Origin of the sequence: Caloramator australicus RC3, assembly GCF_000297115.1 — a bacterium.
Lineage (GTDB): Bacteria > Bacillota > Clostridia > Clostridiales > Caloramatoraceae > Caloramator > Caloramator australicus.
This window is the reverse complement of the sequence record NZ_CAKP01000002.1, coordinates 1-25,223: the sequence shown is the minus strand read 5'-3', so window position 1 is coordinate 25,223 and position 25,223 is coordinate 1. Positions and strand designations below refer to the sequence as shown.

General features: G+C 34.6%; 22 protein-coding genes, 4 tRNA genes and 2 pseudogenes. 22 read left to right on the top strand and 6 right to left on the bottom strand.

The genetic code is table 11. The features are described 5' to 3' along the window. Positions 1-80: 80 nt before the first annotated feature. The 4 genes from CAAU_RS00570 (at position 81) to CAAU_RS00555 (ending at position 393) form a co-directional block, all read left to right on the top strand. Positions 81-155: transfer RNA gene (locus tag CAAU_RS00570), tRNA-Glu, on the top strand. Between the two features lie 3 nt (positions 156-158). Next, positions 159-234, top strand: a tRNA-Val gene (locus tag CAAU_RS00565). A 3-nt stretch (positions 235-237) separates the two neighbouring features. Next, positions 238-314, top strand: a tRNA-Asp gene (locus CAAU_RS00560). A 3-nt stretch (positions 315-317) separates the two neighbouring features. Beyond that, positions 318-393: transfer RNA gene (locus CAAU_RS00555), tRNA-Thr, on the top strand. Positions 394-458: 65 nt separating this feature from the next. On the opposite strand, the gene CAAU_RS00550 is transcribed toward CAAU_RS00555, so the two are convergent. Next, entirely contained in the window at positions 459-1,451 is a 993-nt protein-coding gene (locus CAAU_RS00550) for an ATP-binding protein (RefSeq protein WP_008907489.1), read from the bottom strand. Then, the gene (locus CAAU_RS00545; protein ID WP_008907488.1) at positions 1,429-2,358 is read right to left on the bottom strand and encodes a DnaD domain protein; all 930 of its coding nucleotides are present in this window, start codon (positions 2,356-2,358) and stop codon (positions 1,429-1,431) included. The genes CAAU_RS00550 and CAAU_RS00545 overlap by 23 nt, the downstream gene beginning before the upstream one ends. 165 nt (positions 2,359-2,523) lie before the next feature. Here CAAU_RS00545 and CAAU_RS13770 point away from each other — a divergent pair, with 165 nt between their 5' ends. Beyond that, the gene (locus CAAU_RS13770; RefSeq protein WP_008907487.1) at positions 2,524-3,906 is read left to right on the top strand and encodes a M23 family metallopeptidase; all 1,383 of its coding nucleotides are present in this window, start codon (positions 2,524-2,526) and stop codon (positions 3,904-3,906) included. A 43-nt stretch (positions 3,907-3,949) separates the two neighbouring features. Here CAAU_RS13770 and CAAU_RS00535 read toward each other — a convergent pair whose 3' ends face one another. Then, positions 3,950-5,080, bottom strand: coding sequence for a S8 family serine peptidase (locus tag CAAU_RS00535; protein WP_008907486.1), 1,131 nt, complete (start codon positions 5,078-5,080; stop codon positions 3,950-3,952). A gap of 89 nt (positions 5,081-5,169) precedes the next feature. Then, entirely contained in the window at positions 5,170-6,042 is an 873-nt protein-coding gene (locus CAAU_RS00530; protein ID WP_008907485.1) for a selenium metabolism-associated LysR family transcriptional regulator, read from the bottom strand. A gap of 176 nt (positions 6,043-6,218) precedes the next feature. Here CAAU_RS00530 and CAAU_RS00525 point away from each other — a divergent pair, with 176 nt between their 5' ends. Next, entirely contained in the window at positions 6,219-7,499 is a 1,281-nt protein-coding gene (locus tag CAAU_RS00525) for a UDP-N-acetylglucosamine 1-carboxyvinyltransferase (RefSeq protein ID WP_008907484.1), read from the top strand. A gap of 19 nt (positions 7,500-7,518) precedes the next feature. Here the strand turns inward: CAAU_RS00525 and CAAU_RS00520 are convergent, their stop codons facing one another. Both CAAU_RS00520 and CAAU_RS00515 read right to left on the bottom strand, forming a co-directional pair. Further along, the gene (locus CAAU_RS00520; RefSeq protein WP_008907483.1) at positions 7,519-8,685 is read right to left on the bottom strand and encodes an NAD(P)-dependent malic enzyme; all 1,167 of its coding nucleotides are present in this window, start codon (positions 8,683-8,685) and stop codon (positions 7,519-7,521) included. A 98-nt stretch (positions 8,686-8,783) separates the two neighbouring features. Further along, positions 8,784-9,740 (bottom strand): RNA-guided endonuclease InsQ/TnpB family protein, encoded by a 957-nt coding sequence (locus tag CAAU_RS00515; protein WP_040305563.1) that lies wholly within the window; start codon positions 9,738-9,740, stop codon positions 8,784-8,786. 133 nt (positions 9,741-9,873) lie between these two features. On the opposite strand from CAAU_RS00515, the gene CAAU_RS00510 reads away from it, so the two are divergent. From CAAU_RS00510 to CAAU_RS14085, 16 genes and pseudogenes are all read left to right on the top strand, one after another. Beyond that, entirely contained in the window at positions 9,874-10,395 is a 522-nt protein-coding gene (locus tag CAAU_RS00510) for an HD-GYP domain-containing protein (protein ID WP_008907481.1), read from the top strand. A 122-nt stretch (positions 10,396-10,517) separates the two neighbouring features. Continuing rightward, complete coding sequence (locus CAAU_RS00505; RefSeq protein WP_008907480.1) at positions 10,518-11,450, top strand: ABC transporter substrate-binding protein; 933 nt, start codon at positions 10,518-10,520, stop codon at positions 11,448-11,450. 67 nt (positions 11,451-11,517) lie between these two features. Further along, positions 11,518-12,519 (top strand): FecCD family ABC transporter permease, encoded by a 1,002-nt coding sequence (locus CAAU_RS00500; protein WP_008907479.1) that lies wholly within the window; start codon positions 11,518-11,520, stop codon positions 12,517-12,519. Continuing rightward, positions 12,516-13,535, top strand: a complete 1,020-nt coding sequence (locus CAAU_RS00495; protein ID WP_008907478.1) for a FecCD family ABC transporter permease — start codon at positions 12,516-12,518, stop codon at positions 13,533-13,535. The genes CAAU_RS00500 and CAAU_RS00495 overlap by 4 nt, the downstream gene beginning before the upstream one ends. A gap of 15 nt (positions 13,536-13,550) precedes the next feature. Further along, entirely contained in the window at positions 13,551-14,336 is a 786-nt protein-coding gene (locus tag CAAU_RS00490; RefSeq protein WP_008907477.1) for an ABC transporter ATP-binding protein, read from the top strand. An 86-nt stretch (positions 14,337-14,422) separates the two neighbouring features. Next, positions 14,423-15,210, top strand: a pseudogene (locus CAAU_RS00485) (MBL fold metallo-hydrolase). Between the two features lie 12 nt (positions 15,211-15,222). Next, a complete protein-coding gene (locus tag CAAU_RS00480) occupies positions 15,223-16,272 on the top strand; it encodes a S1C family serine protease (RefSeq protein WP_008907474.1) in 1,050 nt (349 codons plus the stop codon). A gap of 199 nt (positions 16,273-16,471) precedes the next feature. Beyond that, entirely contained in the window at positions 16,472-17,710 is a 1,239-nt protein-coding gene (locus CAAU_RS00475; RefSeq protein ID WP_008907473.1) for a uracil-xanthine permease family protein, read from the top strand. Between the two features lie 107 nt (positions 17,711-17,817). Next, positions 17,818-18,297, top strand: coding sequence for a 23S rRNA (pseudouridine(1915)-N(3))-methyltransferase RlmH (gene rlmH / locus CAAU_RS00470; protein WP_008907472.1), 480 nt, complete (start codon positions 17,818-17,820; stop codon positions 18,295-18,297). A 323-nt stretch (positions 18,298-18,620) separates the two neighbouring features. Then, positions 18,621-19,436 (top strand): MIP/aquaporin family protein, encoded by an 816-nt coding sequence (locus tag CAAU_RS00465; RefSeq protein WP_008907471.1) that lies wholly within the window; start codon positions 18,621-18,623, stop codon positions 19,434-19,436. Positions 19,437-19,449: 13 nt separating this feature from the next. After that, positions 19,450-20,946, top strand: coding sequence for a glycerol kinase GlpK (glpK, locus tag CAAU_RS00460; RefSeq protein WP_008907470.1), 1,497 nt, complete (start codon positions 19,450-19,452; stop codon positions 20,944-20,946). A gap of 129 nt (positions 20,947-21,075) precedes the next feature. Beyond that, a complete protein-coding gene (locus tag CAAU_RS00455) occupies positions 21,076-22,500 on the top strand; it encodes an NAD(P)/FAD-dependent oxidoreductase (RefSeq protein ID WP_008907469.1) in 1,425 nt (474 codons plus the stop codon). 12 nt (positions 22,501-22,512) lie between these two features. Beyond that, positions 22,513-23,775 (top strand): NAD(P)/FAD-dependent oxidoreductase, encoded by a 1,263-nt coding sequence (locus CAAU_RS00450; RefSeq protein WP_008907468.1) that lies wholly within the window; start codon positions 22,513-22,515, stop codon positions 23,773-23,775. Then, positions 23,772-24,131, top strand: coding sequence for a DUF1667 domain-containing protein (locus CAAU_RS00445; protein WP_008907467.1), 360 nt, complete (start codon positions 23,772-23,774; stop codon positions 24,129-24,131). Before CAAU_RS00450 ends, CAAU_RS00445 begins: the two co-directional genes overlap by 4 nt. 17 nt (positions 24,132-24,148) lie before the next feature. Then, positions 24,149-24,703 (top strand): glycerol-3-phosphate responsive antiterminator, encoded by a 555-nt coding sequence (locus CAAU_RS00440; protein WP_008907466.1) that lies wholly within the window; start codon positions 24,149-24,151, stop codon positions 24,701-24,703. A gap of 21 nt (positions 24,704-24,724) precedes the next feature. Continuing rightward, a pseudogene (locus CAAU_RS14085) lies at positions 24,725-25,223 on the top strand (RNA-guided endonuclease TnpB family protein); the annotation flags it as partial.

The window sequence follows — 25,223 nt, the reverse complement described above, 5'->3', positions numbered from 1 at the left end:
TTCTAAAGAATTTTGAAAAAATTTTTAGAGCAAATTATTGACTATTTTTTTATGTCATTGTATAATAGAAAATGTTGTGTGGCCCCTTGGTCAAGTGGTTAAGACACCACCCTTTCACGGTGGTAACAGGGGTTCGAATCCCCTAGGGGTCACCATTTGGGCGCCTAGCTCAGCTGGGAGAGCATCTGCCTTACAAGCAGAGGGTCACAGGTTCGAGCCCTGTGGTGCCCACCATACGGCCCAGTAGCTCAGTTGGTTAGAGTGCCGGCCTGTCACGCCGGAGGTCGAGGGTTCGAGCCCCTTCTGGGTCGCCATATGCCGGCTTAGCTCAATCGGTAGAGCAACTGACTTGTAATCAGTAGGTTGTAGGTTCAAGTCCTATAGCCGGCTCCATAAAAGCCCTAGCTTTTGCTAGGGTTTTTAGTTTTTACAAAAAAGGTAGGCTCTTGCCTACCTTTTTATGATACGGAAGATTTAGTTATCCACTTTTTAATTCTTATATCGTCTCCAAAGAATTTATAAACATCAAAGGAACCGAATATCCTTGATTTTATCCTCTCGGCATATATGGAGTCAAAGTCTTCAAGGGGAAGATTTGTGGAAATTATCATCTTTTTATTCTTTAAAAGCCTTGCATTTAATATGTTAAATAGTTCTAATTGAGATAAACCTGTGCTGTTAGGTTCGGTTCCTAAGTCATCTATAATTAAAAGATCGCAGTCTAATATATCTTCAATTACTTCCCTTTGAGAATTATCGTCGTATCTAGAATTTTTAATAATGTTAATTAGATCTGGCGCAGTCTGATATATAACAACCTTTCCCATATCCAAAAGGTCCTTTGCTATACAGTGGGATAAAAAGGTCTTACCAAGACCAGAACCTCCATAGAAAAAGAGGCTTCTGTCTATATTATCAAAGTTTTGGACAAAATTAAGACAATCGGTAAAAATCCTTTCCATGTTTTTTCTTGGTGATGTAGCTTCTCCAGGATAAATTTCAGTTGAATAAAGACTTATATCAAAGGTATCGAAGTTTTCCCTTTTAAGAATTTCTTTTAAATTTGACTGCTGGTAAAGTTTATCTATCAGCTTTTGTTTAAAGCAGGAGCACTTTTCCGAACCTATAAATCCAGTGTCTTTACATTTTTCACATTTATATTTGATTTCCATGTAATCAAGTGAAATTTTATAAAAGGATAAAAGCTCCCCTTTTTCTATTTTTAAATTAGTTATTTTTTCCTTTGTTTCTTGTATTATTTTCTCTGCTTGTTCACCGCTTACAACAGCCATTGCCATCGAAATTCCAAGCTTTTTTATTTCATCATCTATTTCTTTAATTCTTGGGATTTTTGAATAAACCTTTTCAATTCTTTCCTTTTGTTTTGCCTTTGCCTCATTTTGAAGCTTTTCATACTCCTCCATAATTTCAGCTATTATCCTGCTTCTCACTGTTATCCCTCCTTGAAAGGAGCATTTTTTCAAGTTCCTTTATATCGTATTTTCTCTGACCGCCGTAGCTGTTGAAATAATTTTGAGTTTGCTTGTTTGCAACCTTTTGTTTTTTATCATATCTTTTTATTTTATCCAATGAATCTATGTTGTTTTTGTGCCAGTCGTTCAATATGGCATCTATATAATTAAAATTAATTTCATTTATCCTTTTAACGCAAATTCTACAGGCTTCCTTAATAAGTTCATCGGAAAATTTATAATCATAAATCCATTTATCAAGAAGTTCCTCTTGAGGTTTTGATATTTCTAAATCTTTAATCCCCATAAAATTAAGTATTTCTTTAAATCTATTCCACCTTTCATCAAATCGGTTTAAATGTGCCTGTGCATCTTCAATGGTTTTAATATTGCTTTCATGCCAAGCAATAGCAACCTTTTCTATGTATCTTATGTCGGTTTTTTGCTTTGATGCACAGTATTCTACCAAAAGATTAACAACCTCCGGTGGAAATTTAAAATCCTCTACAAATCCAATAAACGTTGAAATTTCCTTAGTTGACAAAGGCCTTGCAATTATTTTTTCTATATTTATAAGCATTTCTTGAAGGCTTTGGGAAAAATCGTTTCTCCTTGAGTGGGTAAAGGACAAGGAGCCGTCGCTGTTAACAAGTAGTATTCCTATTTCCTGAAGGTATTCAATTGCCTTTATAACATCACCCTCGAGCATATTAAGATCCTTTGCTAATTTATATGTTGGGATTTCAAGACCATCATAGGCTAATTTTAATATCATAAGGTAAACCTTTAAAAAGTCACCGTTTATATCCTTGAGATGTTTTTCAAAAAATTCATAGGGAACAGGAATAAAATCCAGCAATGGAGAATTAATTTTAATATTTGCCATGGTGATACACCTCTTTTTATTGCTTTAATATATTATATCAGTTTAAGGGGGTTAAAACAAATAGAAATAAATAGTTAAAATGTTGCATAAAATATACTAGGTTGCAAAAATTTTTTTATTATTGTATACTAAAAAATGTGAGCTAAAGAGAAAGGGGGAAAGAAGGTGCAAGGAGAAGGTAAAGTTGATTTTTTATCAAAATTATCCAAAAACCTTAAATTTTACAAAAAAATCGACATTTTTTCTATCCTGGGCTTTTTAGTTGGAATATTCGTTGCAATAAGCTGCATTGATATAAATATAGACAAGGAGTCTGCCTACATAATAAAGATAAACGGCAGCAATATTGGTGTGGTTAAAGGTATTGAGACATATAAAAATGTTTTAAATTCCATTAAGGAAACCGAGGGTGAAACTCCTTTAAATTCAATATCCTATGAAAGGGTAAATTTTCTAAAGACTAACTTTTTATCTGAAAAGGAATTGGAATATAATATAAGAGAAAGGCTGGGACTTAAGGCAAGGGTATATAGCATCAAGATAAACGGAGAGGAAATAGCAAAGGTAAAATATTATGAGGATTATCAAAATCTCTTAGACAAAATTAAAAAATACTATTATCCAAAGGTTCAGGGGGATGTGAAGATAATCTCAGCTACTATAAAGGAAAACATTGAGGCTGTTGAAACCTTTGACTACTACAAAAATACAATGGATATAGATGATATCCTTCAAAAGATTGCAGACGGACAAATGCTAACCTATGAATATGAAGTAAAACAGGGAGACACCGTTTGGGACATTTCCTTGAAAAACGACATTTCTATCGAGGATATTAAACTTGCAAACCCTGATCTTAATATAGATAAGATCCAGATAGGACAAAAGATTAAATTCATAAAGAAAAAGCCATACGTTAATGTTGAAATTGTAGCTATTATAAATGCCAAGGAAGAAATACCCTACGATACAAAGAAGATAATCGATAAAAGCTTAAAACAAGGCATAGAAAAAGTTAAGGAAGAAGGAAAAAATGGTCTTGCCCATGTTGAAAAGAAGGTTTATATATTAAACGATGACGTAATTCAAGAGGATGTTTTATCTTCCAAAGTTTTAAAAGAACCTAAGGACGAAATTTTAATCGTTGGTGGGAAGAAAACAAGTTCCTCCTACATGGCCTTTGGAGGCTTTATAAGGCCATCAAGGGGAAGGATAACATCAAGATTTGGATATAGATGGGGAAGAATGCATGAGGGTGTAGATATTGCAGCCCCAACAGGGACACCTATATACGCTGCAGCTTCAGGGAAGGTTGTATTTGCCGGCTGGAAAAGTGGCTATGGAAAGTGCGTTATTTTAAAACATGGTGATGGCTACCATACAGTATACGGACATGCAAGTAAAATATATGTTAGCATAGGCGAATATATAGATAGGGGACAAAAGATAGCAGCAGTAGGAAGCACAGGTCGTTCAACAGGGCCCCACCTTCATTTTGAGGTTAGAAAAAACGGCGTTCCTAAAAACCCTTTAAAATATATAAGATAACAAGAGCCCTTTATCTTTTATATAAGATAAAGGGCTCTATCTTTTACTTTAATATCTTGTCAAAAACAAATAATCCTTTCCCTTGTGAGTATTTATCTTCCCCAATTCCTATTGTTGAAAGGCTTAAAATTGATTTTATGTCCTTTGGAGTTAAATCGGGGGTTTTCTCTAAAATTACTGCAATTGCACCTGAAATTATAGCAGAAGCGATGGACGTCCCGGATTTAACAGTATATGCATTTAACAAATTTGATGTTCTGCCAGGGATATATGTTATATCGGAAGCCAATGATTTAACGTTGGATGCCAGCATTACAATATCTGGCTTTACGGTTTTTTTAAAAGTAGGTCCCCTTCCAGAGAAACTACAAACTCTTATATTTTTCATATTTCCACCGAACTCGACACCGCCGACGGTTATTACCTCATCGATATTTCCCGGGCAATAAATGGAAAAACTTTGGGGTCCTGAGTTTCCGGAAGGAACCACTACTGTGATATTCTTTGAAAGAGCTATTTTAATTATCTCCTCTAATGGATTGATGTTTACATTTATGTCGAATTCAAAGGGAAGATTAATTATCCTTATATTGAGACTTTCAGAATTGCTTATTAGAATATCAATAGCCTTAATTACATCCGATAAAAATCCCTTTCCAGAGGCATCGAAGGCCTTTATCATAACAATATTAGAATCAGGTGCTATTCCTTCGATATCTGAGGTATATTTAGAGGCTGCAATACACCCTGATATAAATGTTCCATGTCCATTATCGTCATAGGGCTTTTCAATTCCGTTTATTAAATCCTTAAAAAAAATTATAGCATTTCGCTTAATTGTAAGGTCTGGATGAGGATATACTCCAGTGTCTACTATACCTATTCCTATACCCTTTCCTGTTAATTTGAAAAGTTTAGGATAACTTAAACCTATAAGTTTTTCAGCATTTTTCAAGCAAAGATTACCCTTATAGTCATAACATATAAAGGAAACCTCGGGATATTCAGTTATATAATCTATAGAAAGGGATGAAAGCTCACAGGATATAGCTTTTATGTTTTCATATTCCCATTTTATTTTACCGTTTGATGAGGTTATTTTACTTTTTATTTTTTTAGAGTCTTCCCTTAAGGATATGATAACTGGAATTTTGCTTTTTAAATTGATCTTCATTAAGTTTTTTAAATAGGGGTCAATTTTTTATTTAAAAAAACATATTAACCCTCTAAAAATTTATGCATTATATTATATGCAAAATTCCTTTAAATGTTACTTATAAATTCCTTAAAGGCCCTTGCTGCAGGTGAAAGGGTCCTTTTTTGATGGAGGACTAAATAAATATTCCTTTTTAAGTCTAGATTTTTGACATCATGCTTTTTTATATAACCTGCCTTAATATAATCTTCACAGGCAAGTTCAGAAACGACAGAAACGCCAAGTCCATTCTTTACAAATTGCAATACTGCCTCGAGGCTACTTGTTTCAATAGCAACTTTTATCTTTTCTAAAAGTCCATTAGAATTTAAAAATTCTTCGAAAACATTCCTTGTGGCAGAACCGCTCTCCCTTAAGATGAATTTTTCTTTAATCATATCTTCTAAGCTATCTATTGAAGGAACATCGGGAGAACTTATCAGTATAAGATTATCATCAGCTATTTTTTTATACTCAAGTCTTTCATCGCATATAGTCTCTCCAACTATACCAAGCTCAACATCTCCATTTAAAACAAGTTCTATTACGTTTTTAGTGCTGTCCTCCTTAACGTCAAAGTCTACAGAGGGATAATTTTCTGTGAATTTTTTAACCAAAGATGGTAATAAAAATCTACAGGGCGTTGTGCTGGAGGCAATATTTAATTTTCCTGAAATATTTTTTTGAAATTCGTTTATGGAATATATTGCGTTGTTTCTAATGTTTAAAAGGTTTAGGGCATAGTCGAAAAATATTTTTCCTGCGGGAGTTAAATTAACTTCCTTGCTGCTTCTGTCAAACAAAGTTGTATTAAGTTCCTTTTCAAGGTTTGATATATGGGCGCTTATAGTCGGCTGGGATAGGAATATTGCTTCGGCTGCTTTAGAAAAACTTTTAAATTTAGCTACGTTGATAAAAGCTTCAATTTGTTTAAAATCCATTGATCCACCCCCTAATTTAAATATATTTTATTTTATAAATACTTTCAATAGTAAATATTTAAAAAAACGATAAACTTTATAATTTACCAGAAAAAAGTAGTTACATTAAGAAGAAGAAAATGATATAATAAAAGTTACGGATTTATAGTTTATAGAAGAGCAAAGGATGGGTGGAGATGGATAAACTACAGATAGAAGGTGGAAAAAGGCTGTTTGGAGAAGTGAATATAAGCGGTGCCAAAAATGCTGCTGTTGCTATACTTCCTGCTTCTATTTTAGCGGATGATGGCCTTTGTAATATAGATAATATCCCTGATATACATGATGTTAAATGCCTTGAAAATATAATGATAGATATGGGGATATCTTTAACTTCTGAAAGGGATGGGCATGTTAAGATAAATCCAAATACAATTAAAACATATAGCGCCCATGGTGAAAATGTAAGGACGATGAGGGCATCCTATTACCTTTTAGGGGCACTTCTTGGAAAATATAAAAAAGCAGAAGTTGCCTTCCCAGGAGGATGTTCAATAGGGGTAAGGCCTATAGATCAGCATATAAAGGGATTTGAAGCCTTAGGAGCAAAGGTTACAATAGAACATGGATATATCAAGGCTGAAGCACCAAATGGGCTTAAGGGTGCAAATATATATCTTGATGTTGTTTCAGTTGGTGCTACTATAAATATAATGCTTGCAGCCTGCAAGGCAGAAGGAATCACTGTAATTGAAAATGCTGCAAGGGAGCCTCATGTCGTTGACGTTGCAAACTTTTTAAACTCGATGGGAGCAAATATAAAGGGTGCTGGAACTGATGTTATAAAAATAGTTGGGGTAGATAAGCTAAGGGGATGCGACTATACTGTAATACCGGATCAAATAGAGGCAGGAACATACATGGTTGCGGCAGCCATCACAAAAGGAGATGTTCTAATTAAAAACGTTATCCCAAAGCATCTTGAATCTATGACTGCAAAGCTTATAGAAATGGGAGTTAATGTTGAAGAGTGTGAGGACTCTATAAGGGTTAGCTGCGATAAAAGACCAAAGGCAGTAAATATAAAGACCCTTCCTTATCCAGGATTCCCAACGGACATTCAGCAGCCCTTTACAACATTACTTTCAGTATCAGAAGGAAGAAGCATTGTTACAGAGAGCATTTGGGAAGGAAGATTTAAACATGTTGATGAGCTAAAGAGGATGGGAGCGAATATAAAGGTTGAAGGGAAAATAGCAATAATAGATGGAATTGAAAGGCTCTCAGGGGCTGAGGTTATGGCAACTGACCTTAGGGCAGGTGCAGCCCTTGTTATAGCTGGTCTTGCAGCGGAAGGGACGACAACAGTTACACATGTAAGGCATATAGATAGAGGCTACGAAAAAATAGAAGAAAAGTTAAGAAAACTAGGTGCTAGCATAATTAGGATAACCGACAATAGAGAATATTTTGAATAAAGGTGGGATTTTCCCACCTTTATTTTATTGCCTTATTTTTTATAGCAGCATCGTAAACAGCCTTTGCAACTTCCTTTTGTACTTTAAGGTCAAAGGCCTTTGGAATAATATAATTTTCATTTAATTTATCTTCTTCTACGGAATTTGCAATAGCAAGGGCTGCTGCTATTTTCATATCTTCATTAATTTCCCTTGCCCTTGCATCTAGGGCACCTCTAAAAATTCCAGGAAAGGCAAGGACGTTGTTAATTTGATTATCAAAGTCAGACCTTCCTGTTCCTACAATTCTTGCCCCGGATTTTTTTGCCTCATCAGGGAAAATCTCTGGCGTTGGGTTTGCCATGGCAAAAATTATTGAATCTTTGTTCATAGTTTTTACCATTTCAGCTGTTAAAACATTAGGAGCAGAAACTCCAATAAATACATCAGCACCCCTTATAACATTCTTTAAAAGGCCCCTTTCACCGTTTGGGTTTGTAAGGTTTGCAAGTTCCCTTTTAGCATTATCAATATCACTATTAGGATCTAAAACTCCTTTTTTGTCGCAAAGTATAATGTTTTTAGCGCCTGCCGACAAAAGAAGTTTAGTAATTGCTGTTCCTGCGGCACCTGCACCGTTTACAACGATTTTTATTTCATTTAGTTTTTTATTTACTATCTTAAGGGCATTAGTAAGGGCAGCTAATGTTACAACTGCCGTTCCGTGCTGATCGTCGTGAAACACTGGAATGTCAAGTCTTTCCTTGAGTTTTCTTTCTATTTCAAAACATCTTGGTGCAGATATATCCTCTAAATTTATGCCACCAAATCCCTTTGATATTCTAACGATTGTTTCAACTATCTCATCAACATCTTTAGAATCTATGACAATAGGAAATGCATCAACATCTGCAAATTTTTTAAAAAGGACGCATTTACCCTCCATGACTGGAAGGCTTGCTAAAGGACCTATATCACCAAGGCCTAATACGGCACTTCCGTCGGATATTACAGCAACAGTATTCCACTTTCTTGTATATATGTAGGCTTTATCTGGATCTTTTTGTATCTCAAGACAGGGCTGTGCAACTCCAGGCGTATAGGCGAGGGACAGTTCATTAGAATTATTAACTTCAACCCTTGATATTACTTCTATCTTTCCTTTTACTTTTTCATGAAAGGATAGGGCTTCATCGTAAATCGACATAATATCACTCTCCTTATAATAAAAAAACTTATATTCTAATGATATTATACGATATTTGAACCCTCCCCAACCTAAAGAGGTTGTGGATTCTGTTTGCACTAGAGGGTATTATACATACGCACTCTAGTCGGGATGTTCAAATTCCCTCTACTCCTACCTAATGTTAGGTTCGGAGATACCCTTTTTAGTATATTTATCCCTCCGTTTACATCTGCATTTATTACATTCCCACATTTACAAATATATAGACCTCTATACTTCCTGTTTGTTTTATTTACATCTCCACATATTGAACAAGTTTGTGATGTATATCCTTCATTTACATATATTACGTTTATACCTACTTCTTTAGCTTTATACTCTATCATATTACAAAGTTTTCCAAAAGGTATCTTGTGTAGTTTTTCGTTGTTTTGTCTGCCTATATCTATTTTAGTTATATTTTTGCTTAACTTACCTATTGCTATGGTTTTTACATCTTTACTTAGGGCTTCTCTTACTATGAAAGTTGAAACTTTATGAATATAGTCCCTAACATAGTTCCTTTCTTTAATTATTAGGTAATGTAACTTTTTAGAGGAAGGTGGTTTTATCTCAACTTCTTGCACACCATTAAGCGATAAGTTTTTCGGTAAACTTATCCATAGGTAATCGGACTTAATGGAGTGCATATTTTTTAGATATTGTTTTGTCTGTTTAGAAAGGGAAAGCCTGATTTGTCCATTATTAATCTGTAACCCTTGTTTTTTCCACCTAACAGGGAAATGCCCATCTTTTGGTTGGAATCTTGGTTCTTTTGTATGCTTTTTATAGCAGTTTTCCCAAGCGATTTGTAACTTTTCAAGCACTGCCTGGGCAGATTGAGAATGTAAATTTTTATACCAAAAGTTTTCCTTGAGGGTAGGTTTTAACTCCTTAGGTTTTATGTTCCCCTGCTTTATATTGTAGTTTGCTATATTCCAAAGTTTAGAGGCAGAATATGTTAGATGCTTTAATATTATTTTTTGTTCCTTTGTAGGTTTAAGCTGGATTACTATTACTCTTGTTACTTCCATCATTGCACCCCCTTTCGTTTAGTATATACTTCTTATTATATACTATATTTTCAATTTTCCAAGTTAGTATATACAATTCATCTCCCACCTAAAGAGGTGGGAGTTTTCTTGCAGTAAATTGTGATAAATTTTATTGGCTGCCCTAGGAGAAAAGGATTATGTAACTAAAGGGCATACTGAAAGGGTAAAGAAAATGGTCCAAAGGATGGCAGAAAAATTAAAATTGGGAGAAGTTCAAAAAAATAATCTATTGCTACTTGCTGATATGCATGACATTGGAAAGGTTGCAATATCAGATGATATATTAAATAAAAAAGAGCCACTTACAGAAAAAGAATGGGAAATATTAAAAAGTCACTCTGAAAAGGGATATAGAATAGCAGTATCCTCTCCAGAGCTTGCAGGAATAGCAGATCTTATACTTAAACATCATGAAAGATGGGATGGAAAAGGCTACCCATTAGGCCTTAAAGGGGAACAAATTCCAATAGAATGTAGAATACTTGCTGTTGTTGATGCATACGATGCAATGACAAATTCAAGACATTACAATATAGTTAAAACCCACGAGGAGGCCATAGAGGAGATAAAAGGATGTTCAGGCACTCAATTTGACCCTAAGATTGCGAATGTGTTTTTGGAGGTTTTTGAATAATAATGCAATCCTAAAAGGCAAAAAGTCTTTTAGGATTTTTTATTGACAAGAGCAAAAATTATGATATAATGATTATTGTTAATACTTGAAAATGAATATCATTACATAAAAGGAGGAAAAACATGAAGAAAATATTGGTTATTGCACTATCATTAATGATTTTAGTAGTTATTTTTTCTGGATGCTCTAAGCAAACACAAACAGCAAATCAAAATAACGAAAAGAGAGTAGTTAAAACTATAAAGGGTGATGTTGAAATACCAGCTAATCCTCAGAGAATAGTTGATATTTCTGGATCCAGCGAAATATTGTTGATTTTAGGATTTACTCCAGTTGCCACTGCAAACACTGATCCTTATAAACCGACGGAATTCCCTTCATATTTAAAGGACAGGCTAAATGGTTCAAAGATAGTCGGCTTCTATATGTCAGACACAATGGATGTTGAGGGAATTATAGAGACTAATCCTGATCTTATAATAATGAGCCAAAGACAGGAAAAAATTTATAATCAATTAAAGGAGATAGCACCTGTTATTGTATTAAAGGAATATGACAATGATTGGAGAAGCAGGATGGTAGATGTTGCAACACTTCTTAATAAGAAAGATGTTGCAATGAAGTGGTTAGAGGAATATGACAAAAAGGCCCAGGAAATAGGAAATAAAATTAGAGAAAAAAGAGAAAATGAAAGTTACCTTTCTGTGCTTGCAAGTGCAGGACAATTCTTTGTATTTAGTAACGCAGGAATTGGAGATATTATCTATAATGATATGAAATTAAACAAACCAGCTAATCTTCCTAAACAAGAAAATATTAGTCTTCCTGTTGTAACCCTTGAAGGTTTATCACAGATAGACTCAGATAATTTAATAGTTTTAGCTACAGAGACTGATAAGAAAGCACTTGAAGAAAGTTCAATATGGAAAAATATAAAAGCTGTTAAAGAAGGAAGGGTAGTTTATCTTGATAGTTCTCCATATTTTGGTCAAAGTTACGAACCAATCGGAAAGGAGTTGCTTTTAGATATTTTAAAAACTCAATTAACAAAATAACAGGTTAGTGAAAGGGTGACTTAAGGTTAACTTATGTCATCCTTACTTTTCTTACGGGAGTGATGAAATGCATTTTAATATAAGAAAAAGTTTTTTATATATAAATTTAATTCTCATTCTAATCTTGTTTTTTGGAATAATTCTATCCATATCCCTTGGAGCTAAAAATATAAGGTTTACTGAGGTAGTAAATAGCATTTTTATATCAAGGGGAGGAATAAATTCACAGATTATTTGGGACATTAGAATTCCAAGGGTTCTTTCAGCTGCTTTAGTTGGGGCTTATTTATCTGTATCGGGTGCAATATTGCAGGGGATTACAAGAAACCCTTTAGCAGAACCGTCGATAATAGGAATTACTCAGGGAGCAATATTTACAATTGCGGTTTTTCTTGCGATGGAAAAAAACCTAGCAAGCTTAGAATTGATGTTAATATCCTTTTTAGGATCTTCCTTTAGTGGTATGTTGGTTTATTTTATTAGTTCGAGAAGGATAAAAAAAGTGGATCCTATAAGGCTTGCCCTTGCAGGCGTTGCAATAGGAACTTTACTCATATCCTTAGCAACTGCGATTGCTATGATATTTAATCTTTCACAGCAGCTTAGCTTTTGGATTTCTGGGGGATTGTCAACAGCAAGATGGACTTCATTAAAATTGTTGTTTTATTTAGGTATTGTAGGGATAGTGATATCAATTCTTATTTCACATAAGATAACAATTATAAGTTTAGGAGATGAGGTTGCAACAAGTTTAGGTGTTAGAATTAATTTAGTAAGGCTAATAGCAATTGTTGCAGTTATTTTATTAAGTGGAAGCTCGGTTTCAGTGGCAGGAAATATTGCCTTTGTAGGACTTATAGTTCCACACATTGTAAAATTTTTGGTGGGAACTGACTATAAACGTATTATACCTACGTCAATCTTAATGGGGGCAAACCTACTTGTTTATAGTGATATAGTTGCAAGAATGATAAATAAACCATATGAGACGCCAATAGGTTCATTAACAGCTTTAATTGGTGCTCCTATTTTTATTTATCTTATCAGAAGGGGGCATAGAGGAATTTGAAAAATATAAAAGGGAAATATAAAAGATTTTTTGCTACTTTTGCAGTATTATTAATTATTATCCTGATTACAATAATTATTAGTTTGAGTGTAGGTTCTTACAAAATACAACCTATTGATATATTAAGAACCTTTATAGGACAAGGAAGTAAAAAACATAATTTGATTATTTGGAATATAAGATTGCCAAGGATTATTATGGCTATTTTAGTTGGAACCGCCCTTTCCATATCAGGGGTTATATTACAAGGAATAACAAGAAATGACCTTTCGGATCCTGGAATAATTGGAATTAGTTCAGGTTCAGCCCTTGCGGTTGTTATGTATATATACTATATGAATGGAAATGTTTATGATGGAATAAGCAACTTTACGATTTTTACGATGCCTTTAGTAGCTTTTGTAGGGGCTTTTGTAGGAGCTCTTTTGATATACATTTTTGCATGGAAAAAAGGGATGGATGCAAATAGATTGATTTTAACGGGAATTGGAATTAATGCCATATTTACTGCCCTTTTAATAATATTTCAACTTAGATTTACAACTCAAGAATTTAATAGAGTTATTATTTGGACCCTTGGAAGTTTGTGGGGAACTGATTGGAGATATGTTTTGGCTGTTTTCCCAGGGATAATAGTGATTTCGTTTATAGCTTATTATAAGTCAAGGTATATTGATGTTATTAGTTTAGGGGATGAAATTTCGGTAGGGCTTGGAATAGAACTAGAGAAAGAAAAAAGAAAGCTTTTAATAATTTCTGTATTATTAGCATCAATGGCAACTTCGATTTCTGGAACCCTTGCATTTATAGGACTTATTTCACCGCATATTGCAAGAAAATTGATTGGAGCAAAACATAAATATTTGATACCTATATCTGCATTGATAGGGATAATAATTCTTTTGGTTTCAGATATTTTTTCAAGAAACTTAATTTTAATTGGAGAAATGCCAGTAGGTATAATAGTATCTTTTATAGGAGTTCCGTATTTTATATATTTAATGTTAAAACAATGATTAGGGGAGATTTGTATGCATATTATAAAAACTGAAAACTTAAGTATCGCTTATGATAATTATGAAATAGTAAGAAATTTAAACCTAAATATACCAAAAGGTAAAATAACTGCAATAATTGGTGCCAACGGATGTGGTAAATCAACGATACTAAAAACTATCGCAAGAGTTATTAATCCTAAAAATGGTAAGATATATATTAAAGGTGAAGATATATTAGAAAAACATCCTAAGGAAATTGCAAAGATAATGGCATTTTTACCCCAAAGCCCAGTTGCACCTTTAGGGCTTTGTGTTGAAGATTTGGTTTCCTATGGAAGATTCCCTTATAAAAGTGGATTTGGAAGTTTAAATAAAGATGATAGGGAAATTATAGACTGGTCAATTGATGTGGTTGGTATGAAGGAATTTAAGGATAGACCTTTAGAGGAGCTATCGGGGGGACAACGACAAAGGGCATGGATTGCTATGGCACTTGCCCAACAAACAGAGATTCTTTTGCTAGATGAGCCGACCACTTATCTCGATATACAACATCAACTGGAAATTTTAAGATTACTTGAACAATTAAACAAAAAAGAAAAAAGAACTATAGTAATGGTAATACATGAACTTAACAATGCAGCAAGATTTTCTGATTATATTATAGGTATTAAGAGTGGCAAAATAGTTTGTGAAGGAAAACCTGAAGATGTTATAACAAAAGAAAATCTAAGAGAAATATTTAATATTGATGCTGAAATAATTTATGATTCTAAATATAATAAACCTGTATGTGTGACATATGATTTGATGAGTTAATCAATCCCTTTATTTTACTTATTGTTATTTCAATAATAAAGAATTATAATATAGCTTGATATATTTTATTTGAAAGAGGAGATTCTATGGAGTTTTGCTCAATATACAGCGGAAGCAGCGGAAACTGTCTTTATGTAGGAACAGAAAGGACTAAGCTTTTAGTAGATGCAGGTCTTACAGGGAAAAAAGTTCAAGAAGGATTAAAGGAAATTGGAATAGATCCTACGGAAATAAAAGGAATACTGATAACCCATGAACATGACGATCATATTAAGGCGGTAGGAATTTTATCAAGAAGGTTTAATATTCCTATTTATGCTAATACTAATACATGGAATGCAATTTATAAGGCCATAGGAGAAGTAAAGCTTCACAATATAAAGGTATTTGAAGGCTATGAAGGTTTTGAAATTGGAGATATATTCATAAAACCCTTTAAAATACCCCATGATGCGGTGGACCCTGTTGGATATTCCTTTTACCATAAAAACAAAAAATATCCATAGCAACAGATATAGGGCACTCCAGCAAAGAGGTTAAAGAAAACATAAAGGATTCTGATTTTATACTTTTAGAATCAAACCATGATGTTGAGCTTTTAAAGATAGGTCCATATCCATATCATTTAAAAAGAAGAATACTTAGCGACAGGGGGCATCTTTCCAACGAAGATGCAGCAAAAACGATTTTAGAAATATTAAACCAAAGGATAAAAAAGATTATGCTAGGACATTTGAGCAAAACTAATAACTATCCGGAGCTTGCCTTAAGGACGGTTATTTCAATTTTGGAGATGAATGGAGTAAGGGATGGAGAAGATATAATAATCGATATTGCCCATAGAGATAGGGTTGGGAGGGTTCAATCTATCTAAAAGGTGGTTTGTATGGAGGAGAGAAGACCTTCCCTTTTTTCTTATTTTGTGGTTTCACTTTTAGGTGCAGTAATTGGTGCTTTTTTGATGGTTACCTTTTTCCCTGCTGCAACACAAGGTAAAGAGGAAAACAAAATTGAGAACAGGATTATCATTGAAAAAACTACTGACTTTTCCTATGCTGCAAACAAGGTTTTACCTTCGGTAGTTTCAATATCCAGCAAAGGACAAGTTGCATCTGGCTTTATAATCGACCAAGACGGATTTATCGCCACCAACAGCCATGTCCTTGATAAGAATATGATCATAACCTTAACGGATGGTAGAGAATTTACTGGCAATGTTGTTTTTCAGGACAGGGTCTTGGACCTTGCTATCATAAAGATAGAAGCGGACAATCTTAAGGAGGTAACCTTAGGGGATTCAAACCTTATAAATATCGGGGATAGCGTTCTTGCCATAGGGAACCCTTTAAATTTAAGGTATCATAGGACTGTAACGGCTGGTATCATAAGCGGTAAGGATATAACCATCGAGATCGAGAAGGGAAAGTTTATGGAGGATTTGATCCAAACGGATGCAGCAATAAACAAGGGAAACAGCGGAGGCCCCCTTATAAATCTTAGGGGTGAGGTTATAGGTATAAACTCCGTTAAAGCTTCTGAATATGAGGGAATAGGTTTTGCTATTCCAATAAATATAATAAAGCCGATATTAAAATCTCTAAGGGAAAAGGGAGAATTTAAGCCACCAACGCTAGGGCTTAAGATATTTGATGTTGAAACAGCACGATATTATAATTACAACATAGACAGAGGAATATACGTTTATGAGGTTGTGGAGGATGGTCCAGGTTTTAAGGCAGGAATTAAAGAGGGGGATGTAATTCTTTCCATCGATGGTGTTGAGGTAAATAAAGTTGTAGACCTTAAAAGGGAATTATATTTAAAGGAAATTGGAAGCAAGGTAATTTTAAAGATAAAAAATCCAATAGGCATGGTAAGAGAAGTTGAAGTTCTTTTGGATTCCATCGATAACCTTTCAGTTGATGTTTTTAGATAAAGCTATTGATTTTTATTAAATAATGTGTTATTATGTAAAAGATAATAAAAGAGGTCTTTAAATCAGTCCCGTGAGGCTGGTAAGATGTTAAAGGTTTTGCATAATATTGGATACAACTTCTTACCTCCCATGGTAGGAAGTTTTTTTATGCCCAAAACTTTTAAATCAGTCCAGCGAGGCTGAAAAAGGAGGTTTTAAAATGCAAGAAAAAATAGTATTAAAAGGACAGTTAGCTCAGGAAATTACTTTACTTGAAAGACTAAAAAGAATAATCTTGGCAGTTCAGCATCTTATCGCGATGTTTGGTGCCACAGTTTTGGTTCCTATCTTAACAGGTCTTGACCCATCGGTGGCTATATTCTCAGCAGGTCTTGGAACCATGATATTCCATCTTTGCACAAAGAAAAAGGTTCCGGTTTTCTTAGGTTCATCCTTTGCCTTTATACCAGGTATAATTGCGGTAAAAGAATCCTTCGGAGATTTAAGATATGCACAGGGCGGGATAGTAGTTGCAGGACTAATCTATGTTTTAGTGTCCTTAGTAGTTCATAAGATAGGGGTAGAAAAAATAAAAAAATTCCTACCTGCACAGGTTGTAGGGCCTATGATAATGGTAATAGGTTTAAACTTGGTTCCTGTAGCCTATAACAGTGCAAAGACGAATTATTTGGTTTCAATAGCAACCCTTTTAGTTGCAGTTATGATAACCTTGTTTGGCAAGGGACTATTAAAACAGCTTTCAATTATAGTAGGGGTTGCCTTTGGGTATATTCTATCAGCTGCCTTAGGAATAGTTGATACATCCAGCATATCTGCAGCAAAATTAATAGAAATCCCACACTTTACTTTACCTAAATTTGACTTAGCAGCAATAGCAATTATAGCACCAGTAGTTCTTGCGGTGTTAATGGAACATATAGGCGATATTACGACAAACGGACAGGTTGTAGGACAGGATTTTATAAAGGACCCAGGTCTTAATAGAACGCTTTTAGGCGATGGTTTGGCAACTATGGCAGCAGGATTTATAGGAGGACCTGCCAATACAACCTATGGCGAAAATACAGGAGTTTTAGCGATTACAAAAAATTATGACCCATCAATTCTTAGAATGACTGCAGTCTTTGCGATGATTCTGGGATTTATAGGTAAGGTTGGAGGAGTTTTAAAGTCCATTCCGGTCCCAGTAATGGGTGGAATTAGCTTTATGTTATATTCGATGATAGCCCTAATAGGGGTTCAGACGATAAAAAACAGCAAGGTTAAATTTAATGTAAAGAATATCATAGTAATGGCTACAGTTCTTATTCTAGGACTGTTACCATCATATACAGGAATAAATATAGGTATTCCTGTAACAGAAACGGTAAAAATACAAGGTCTTAGCTTTGCAGCAATAGTTGGGGTTATAGTGAATTTAGTTTTAAACAGAGAATAAAATATAAGTAGGCTACCCCTTAAGGTGGGGGTAGCTTTTTTACTTTACAATAGTTTTCATTGTAAATAAAATTGTATTATAAACAAAAGCTTTTAAAGGAGGAGAGTATGAACTTAACTATAATTTCTGTAGGTAAGCTAAAGGAAAAATATTTAAAAGAAGGGATAAGTGAATATTTAAAAAGGCTTTCAAAATATGCTAAGGTTGAAATAATAGAAGTTCCTGATGAAAAGGCCCCGGAGAATTTATCTGAAAGGGAAGAGGAAAACGTAAAGGATAAGGAAGGACAAAATATTTTAAAACACATCAAGGACAACATGTATGTTATTGCCCTTGACATAAACGGAAAAAATTTATCCTCCGAAGAATTTGCACAATTTTTAAATCAAAGGGCAATAGAAGGCAGTAGCAGCATCGCCTTTATAATAGGAGGATCTATAGGATTATCAAAGGATGTTTTAAACAGAGCTGACTTTAAGCTTTCCTTTTCTAAAATGACCTTCCCCCACCAGCTTATGCGTTTGATTTTACTTGAACAAATTTATAGGGCCTATAGGATAATTAGCGGTGAACCGTACCATAAGTAGTCGCAAAATTTTTTCTGGAATTAAGAGCCTGAATTTCTTCAGGCTCAGGATATTGTTTCATCCTTAAATTTAAAACATCGTAAAATTTTTCTGACAACATTAACTGAGTTTTGTCGTTTTATGATGAAGGTTATTTTTTTAACTTTTAGTAATTATATTGAAAATTCTTGAAATTATGTGTTAGAATATAAGCGTAGATGGCAGAGATTTGAGAGCCGCAATACTACAATTGTAGTGTTGCGGCTTTTTTTGGGAGGTGGGTTTTGGAAAAATAATACCTTTTATCAAAAGAAAAAGTAAAATCTATTGAGGGGGATGAAAAAATGCAAAAAAGTTATTTAGGGGAATTGATTTCTGAATTTATCGGTTCATTTATTCTTATCTTTATAGGTGCTGGTGTTGTTGCAGCACTTGTTTTAGAGGGTGCGGGAATTGGACAATGGGAAATTTCGATAGTTTGGGGTATGGCAGTTGCGATGGCTATATTTGTTACAGGCTCAATCTCAGGAACACACATTAACCCGGCAGTTACACTTGCACTGGCAACATTTAAAGGTTTTGACAAGAAAAAGGTTATACCATACATAATAGCTCAGATGCTCGGAACATTTGCTGCTGCGGCTGTTGTATATGGCTTATATAGAAGTTCATTCTTGCTTTATGAACAGACAAATAATCTTGTTAGAGGAACTCAAGAAAGTGCTAAATTAGTTGGTATTTTTTCTACTTTCCCAAAACCACATCTTTCAACAATGGAAGCTCTTTTAGTTGAAATTGCAATTACAGCTTTCCTTTTGATTGTTGTTTTAGCAGTTGGTGATACAAGAAATCAGGCGGCTCCAACTCCTGGTATGGCAGCAGTTATGATAGGTATTACTATAGCAATAATAGGTTCATCCTTCGGTCCACTTACAGGATTTGCAATGAATCCAGCCCGTGATTTAGGACCAAGATTGTTTGCAATATTTGCTGGATGGGGAAGTGCAGCAATTGGACCAAATAATTATGGTTTTATAGTTCCAATATTTGGGCCAATCATTGGTGCACAGTTAGGAGCATTTATTTACGAAAAGATAATAGTTCCATACTTTCCAACTATGCAAGTAGTTGCTAAGAGCAAAGTAGAAATCAAAAAGTGATGGGGGGATATAAATGTCAAAGTATATATTAGCACTAGACCAAGGAACAACAAGCTCAAGGGCAATAGTTTTTGATAAAGGTGGAAACATAGTTTCAGTTGCACAAAAGGAATTTACTCAAATATACCCTAAGGCTGGTTGGGTTGAGCATGACCCTATGGAAATCTGGGCAACACAAATTGGGGTTGCAAATGAAGCTCTTGCAAAGGCAAGCCTTACTGCAGAAAATATAGCTGCAATAGGTATAACAAATCAAAGAGAAACAACAGTTGTTTGGGATAAGACTACAGGAAAACCAATATACAATGCAATAGTTTGGCAGTGTAGAAGAACTGCTGAAATATGTGATGATTTAAGAAGTAAAGGCTATGCCGATATGCTAAGGGACAAGACCGGTCTTGTTTTGGACGCATATTTTTCAGGAACAAAAATAAAGTGGATACTAGACAATGTTGAAGGTGCAAGAGAAAAGGCTGAAAAGGGTGAGCTTTTATTTGGAAACATCGATACATGGCTTATATGGAATTTAACAGGTGGTAAGGTTCATGTAACTGATTATTCAAACGCTTCAAGAACATTGCTTTATAACATTTATGAATTAAAATGGGATGATGAAATATTAGAAATAATGAACATACCAAAATCAATGCTTCCAGAAGTTAAACCTTCAAGCAGCGTTTATGGCAATACTACAGTTGATGTAATCGGTGGAGAAATTCCAATAGCAGGTATTGCTGGCGACCAACAGGCTGCATTGTTTGGACAAGGATGCTACAAAGAAGGTATGGCAAAGAATACTTACGGTACAGGCTGCTTCATGCTTATGAATACAGGAGAAAAACCAGTTAAGTCAAAGAATGGACTATTAACTACAATTGCTTGGGGAGTTGACGGAAAGGTTGAATATGCACTTGAAGGAAGTATATTCATCGCAGGAGCTGTTATACAATGGTTAAGAGATGAATTAAGGATGATAAGGAATGCTGCAGAAAGCGAAGAATATGCAACTGCAGTTGAAGATTCAAATGGTGTTTATGTAGTTCCTGCGTTTGTAGGAATGGGAGCTCCATATTGGGATATGTATGCAAGAGGAACTATAGTTGGACTTACAAGAGGAGCAAAGAAAGAACATATTATAAGAGCGGCTCTTGAATCTATGGCTTATCAGACTATGGATGTTTTAAAGGCAATGGAAGAGGATTCAGGAATAAAGCTTTCAGCTCTTAAGGTTGATGGCGGTGCTGTTGCAAACAACTTCTTAATGCAGTTCCAATCAGATATATTAAATGTTGATGTTTACAGACCAAAGGTTGTTGAAACAACAGCACTTGGAGCAGCATACCTTGCTGGTCTTGCAGTTGGATACTGGGAAAACAAAGACGAAATATTAAACAACTGGTCGGTAGACAGAAAGTTTGAACCAAATATGGACGAAGAAAAGAGAGCAAAGCTTGTTAAGGGATGGCATAAGGCGGTTAAAAGAGCTCTCTCATGGGAAAATGAAGAATAATTGATTTAGTAAATAGAATGTGATAATATAAAAATAACAGAATAATTGGCGAGAGTTGAGAGCCATGAAAAAAGCCACAGAATTGTGGCCTTTTTTCCATGGCTTATTTTATTAAGGGGAGGCTTTTTTATGTTTGATGTTGCGATAATTGGGGCAGGTATTGTTGGAACAAGTATTGCAAGGGAACTTTCAAAATATGATTTGAGCTGCGTGGTCATTGAAAAGTCTAATGATGTCTCAAATGGCTCAACTAAGGCTAACAGTGGAATAGTTCACGCAGGGTATGATGCCAAGGAAGGAACTTTAAAGGCAAAATTCAATGTATTAGGCAGTGAGATGTATGAAAAAATTTGTGAAGAGCTGGATGTTCCTTATAAAAGAAACGGTTCTCTTGTCCTGGCATTTAACGATGATGATTTAAGGCATATTGAAATGCTATACGAAAGAGGTTTAAAGAATGGAGTTAAGGAACTTTCTATAATAGATAAAAATACGGTTTTATCGTTAGAGCCCAATATACAGGATAATGTCGTTGGGGCACTTTATGCGAAAACAGGCGCAATCGTTTCACCCTTTGAACTTGCAATAGCGCTTGCAGAAAACGCAAATGAAAATGGCGTTGAATTTATGTTTTCAACAACTGTAACTAATATTTACAAAGAAAACGATGTATTTAACATAGAGACAAACAATGGAAAATTTAAATCAAGATATTTAGTTAATGCAGCGGGGCTTTTTTCCGATGAAATAAATGATATGCTTGGAGGAGAAAAGTTTAAAATAATCCCAAGAAGGGGAGAGTATTGCCTTTTTGACAAATCGGTTGGAAATATTGTTACAAGAACAATATTCCAGACTCCTTCAAACAAAGGAAAAGGAATACTTGTATCTCCAACGGTTCATGGAAATTTATTTGTAGGGCCTAATGCGATTGAAATGGATAAGAAAGACGATGTTTCTACTACAAAGAAAGGAATTGAGGAGATATTAAAAGGGGGAAGCCGAAGCGTAAAAAATATAAACCCAAGAGATATTATAACCTCTTTTGCAGGAATTAGAGCAACGTCTGACACTGGAGATTTTGTAATAAACGTTCCTACAAAAAATGCAGTGAATGCTGCGGGAATAGAATCACCAGGTTTGACTGCATCGGTTGCAATTGCTCCTTATGTAGTTAGTCTGCTTGAAAATGAGGGATTAAGATTAACTTTGAAGAACAATTTCATAAAACACAGAACAAATACAAAGCTATTTATACAAATGACCGATGATGAGAAAAAATTAGCTCTCTCTTCAAACAGCGCCTATGGAAGAATAATCTGCAGATGTGAGCACATAACAGAGGGAGATATAATAAACGCAATAAAAAGACCCCTTGGAGCAAGGACAGTAGATGGAGTAAAAAGAAGAGTAAGAGCTGGAATGGGAAGGTGCCAGGGAGGATTCTGCATGCCAAGGGTAGTTGAGATACTTTCAAGAGAACTTAATATTCCTATGACGGAAATATTAAAATCAGAAGAAGGAAGCTATATTTTAACCGGAAGGACAAAATAAAGGGGTGGGAAAATGGAAAGGGATTTAGTTATAATCGGAGGAGGCCCTGCAGGGCTTGCTGCTGCAATAGAGGCAAAGAAAAATGGAATTGATGATATATTGATACTCGAAAGGGACAAAAGGCTGGGTGGAATACTTCAACAATGCATCCACAATGGTTTTGGACTTCATGTATTTAAGGAACAGCTAACCGGTCCTGAATATGCCCAAAGGTTTATTGATGAAGTTGAAAAGCTAGGAATAGAATATAAACTAGAGTCGATGGTTTTGCATTTGGGTGAAGACAAAAAGATAATTGCTCTAAATCCAAAGGATGGACTTTTTGAAATAGAAGCAAAAGCAGTAGTTCTTGCTATGGGTTGCCGAGAAAGAACAAGAGGAGCACTAAACATACCTGGAAGTAGGCCGGCAGGAGTTTTTACAGCAGGAGCAGCCCAGAGGTTTGTAAATATGGAAGGTTATATGGTTGGTAAAAAGGTTGTTATATTAGGCTCCGGTGATATAGGGCTTATCATGGCAAGAAGAATGACATTAGAAGGTGCCGAAGTTAAAATGGTAGTTGAACTTATGCCTTACTCAACAGGTTTAAAAAGAAACATAGTTCAGTGCCTTGAGGATTTTGACATCCCACTTTTGTTTAACCATACTGTAACTAAAATACATGGCAAAGAAAGAGTAGAAGGAGTTACAATTGCAAAGGTGGATGATAAAAGGCAGCCCATCGAAGGGACTGAATTATTTGTTGAATGTGATACGCTTTTATTATCTGTTGGATTAATACCTGAAAATGAACTGACAAGAGAAGCAAAAATAGAGATAAACCCTGTAACAAATGGAGCTTATGTGAATGAGCTTATGGAAACAAGCATAGAAGGGATTTTTGCGTGTGGAAATGTCGTTCACGTTCACGACCTTGTGGACTTTGTAACACAGGAGAGCTTCCTTGCAGGATACGGCGCAGCAAAATATATCAAAGGCGAAAAATCAAATAGCGCTAATAAATTTAAGACTAAAGGGTTAAATGGAATTAGATATGTCGTTCCTAATATAATCCATCCTGAAAATGTAAAGGATGCTGTTAATTTTTACATGAGGGTTAGCGATGTATACCACAATGTAAACTTGATTGTAAAAGATGGAGATAAGGTATTATATAAGTCAAGAAAAAATCATGTATCGCCTGGAGAGATGGAGAATGTAAAATTATCTAAGGATATTCTTCAAAAGGTTGAGGGAGATGAATTGGTATTTGAACTTGAGGAGGTGGCGATATGATAAAAAATATGACCTGCATAAATTGCCCACTCGGTTGTCAGCTGAAAGTTGAAGTAGATGGAGAAATAAAGGTGAGCGGCAATAAGTGCAAGAGGGGCGAAGAATACGCAAAAAATGAAATTACAAACCCTCTTAGAATAATAACTACAACGGTTAAGGTTGAAGGTGGAGATAGGCCGCTTTTATCGGTTAAAACCGATAAAGAAATTCCAAAAAGCAAAATTTTTGATATAATGAAGGAGATAAATAAGGTGAAGATAAATGCGCCGGTAGAAATTGGTGACATAATAATTGAAAATGTCCTTGGAACTGGCGCAAATATAGTTGCTACTTCCAAAATACAAAGGGCTGATTAAAATTTAGGGGGATAATGATGAAGATTTTGTTGGATAGTTTAAGTGAGAATCCTATAATTGCTGCAATAAAAAGCGTTAGGGATATTGATGTTGTCCTCGAGAGGGATGTTAAAGTAGTTTTTTTGCTGTGCGGAAACATACTAAATATGAAGAGCATTGTTGCTGCAATAAAAAATAGCGGTAAGAAAGTCTTTGCTCATATCGATTTGGTAGAAGGTTTAGGGAAGGACGAATATGCTGTAAAATATCTAAAACTTGTTGGTGTCGACGGTATTATTACAACAAAGCCAACATTGATAAAATGCATAAAGAATGAAGGGTTAATTGCTGTCCAAAGAATATTTCTGCTGGATTCAAGGTCGCTTGAAACCGGCATAAAAAATATATTAGAGGACAAACCTAATGCTGTTGAGATAATGCCAGGGCTTGCGCATAAGGTTATTGAAAAAATACACGAGAATGTAAAAATACCTGTTATTGCAGGTGGACTGATTTGGGATAAAATTGATATAGAAAACGCCATTTCAAATGGTGCGGTAGGTATATCAACTTCATGTAAAGATTTATGGTAAGTCGGGTTAAATGCCTGGCTTTTAAAGACAAAAATAAAAATAAAACAACACAGACAATTTGAAGGAAAAATTAAATCCGTAACTATATCAAAAACGCCAACAGGCAAATATTATGCTTCTATACTTGTAGAAGAAGAAATTAAAGAATTACCTAAAATAGATAAAAAAGTAGGTATAGATTTAGGAATTAAAGAATTTGCTATTTTATCAGATGGAACAAAGGTAGAAAATCCAAAATGGTTAAGAAAAACAGAAAAAAGAATTAAAATTATACAAAAATCATTATCAAGAAAGCAAAAGCAAAGTAAAAACTATGAAAGGACAAGACAAAAACTTGCAAAACTACACGAAAAAATATCAAATCAAAGGAAAGATTTTCTTCACAAATTATCTTCTAAAATTATACACGAAAACCAAGTGATAGTTTTAGAAGATTTACAGGTAAAAAATATGCAACAAAATCATAAATTAGCCAAAGCAATAACAGAAGTATCATGGGCAGAATTTAGAAGGATGTTAG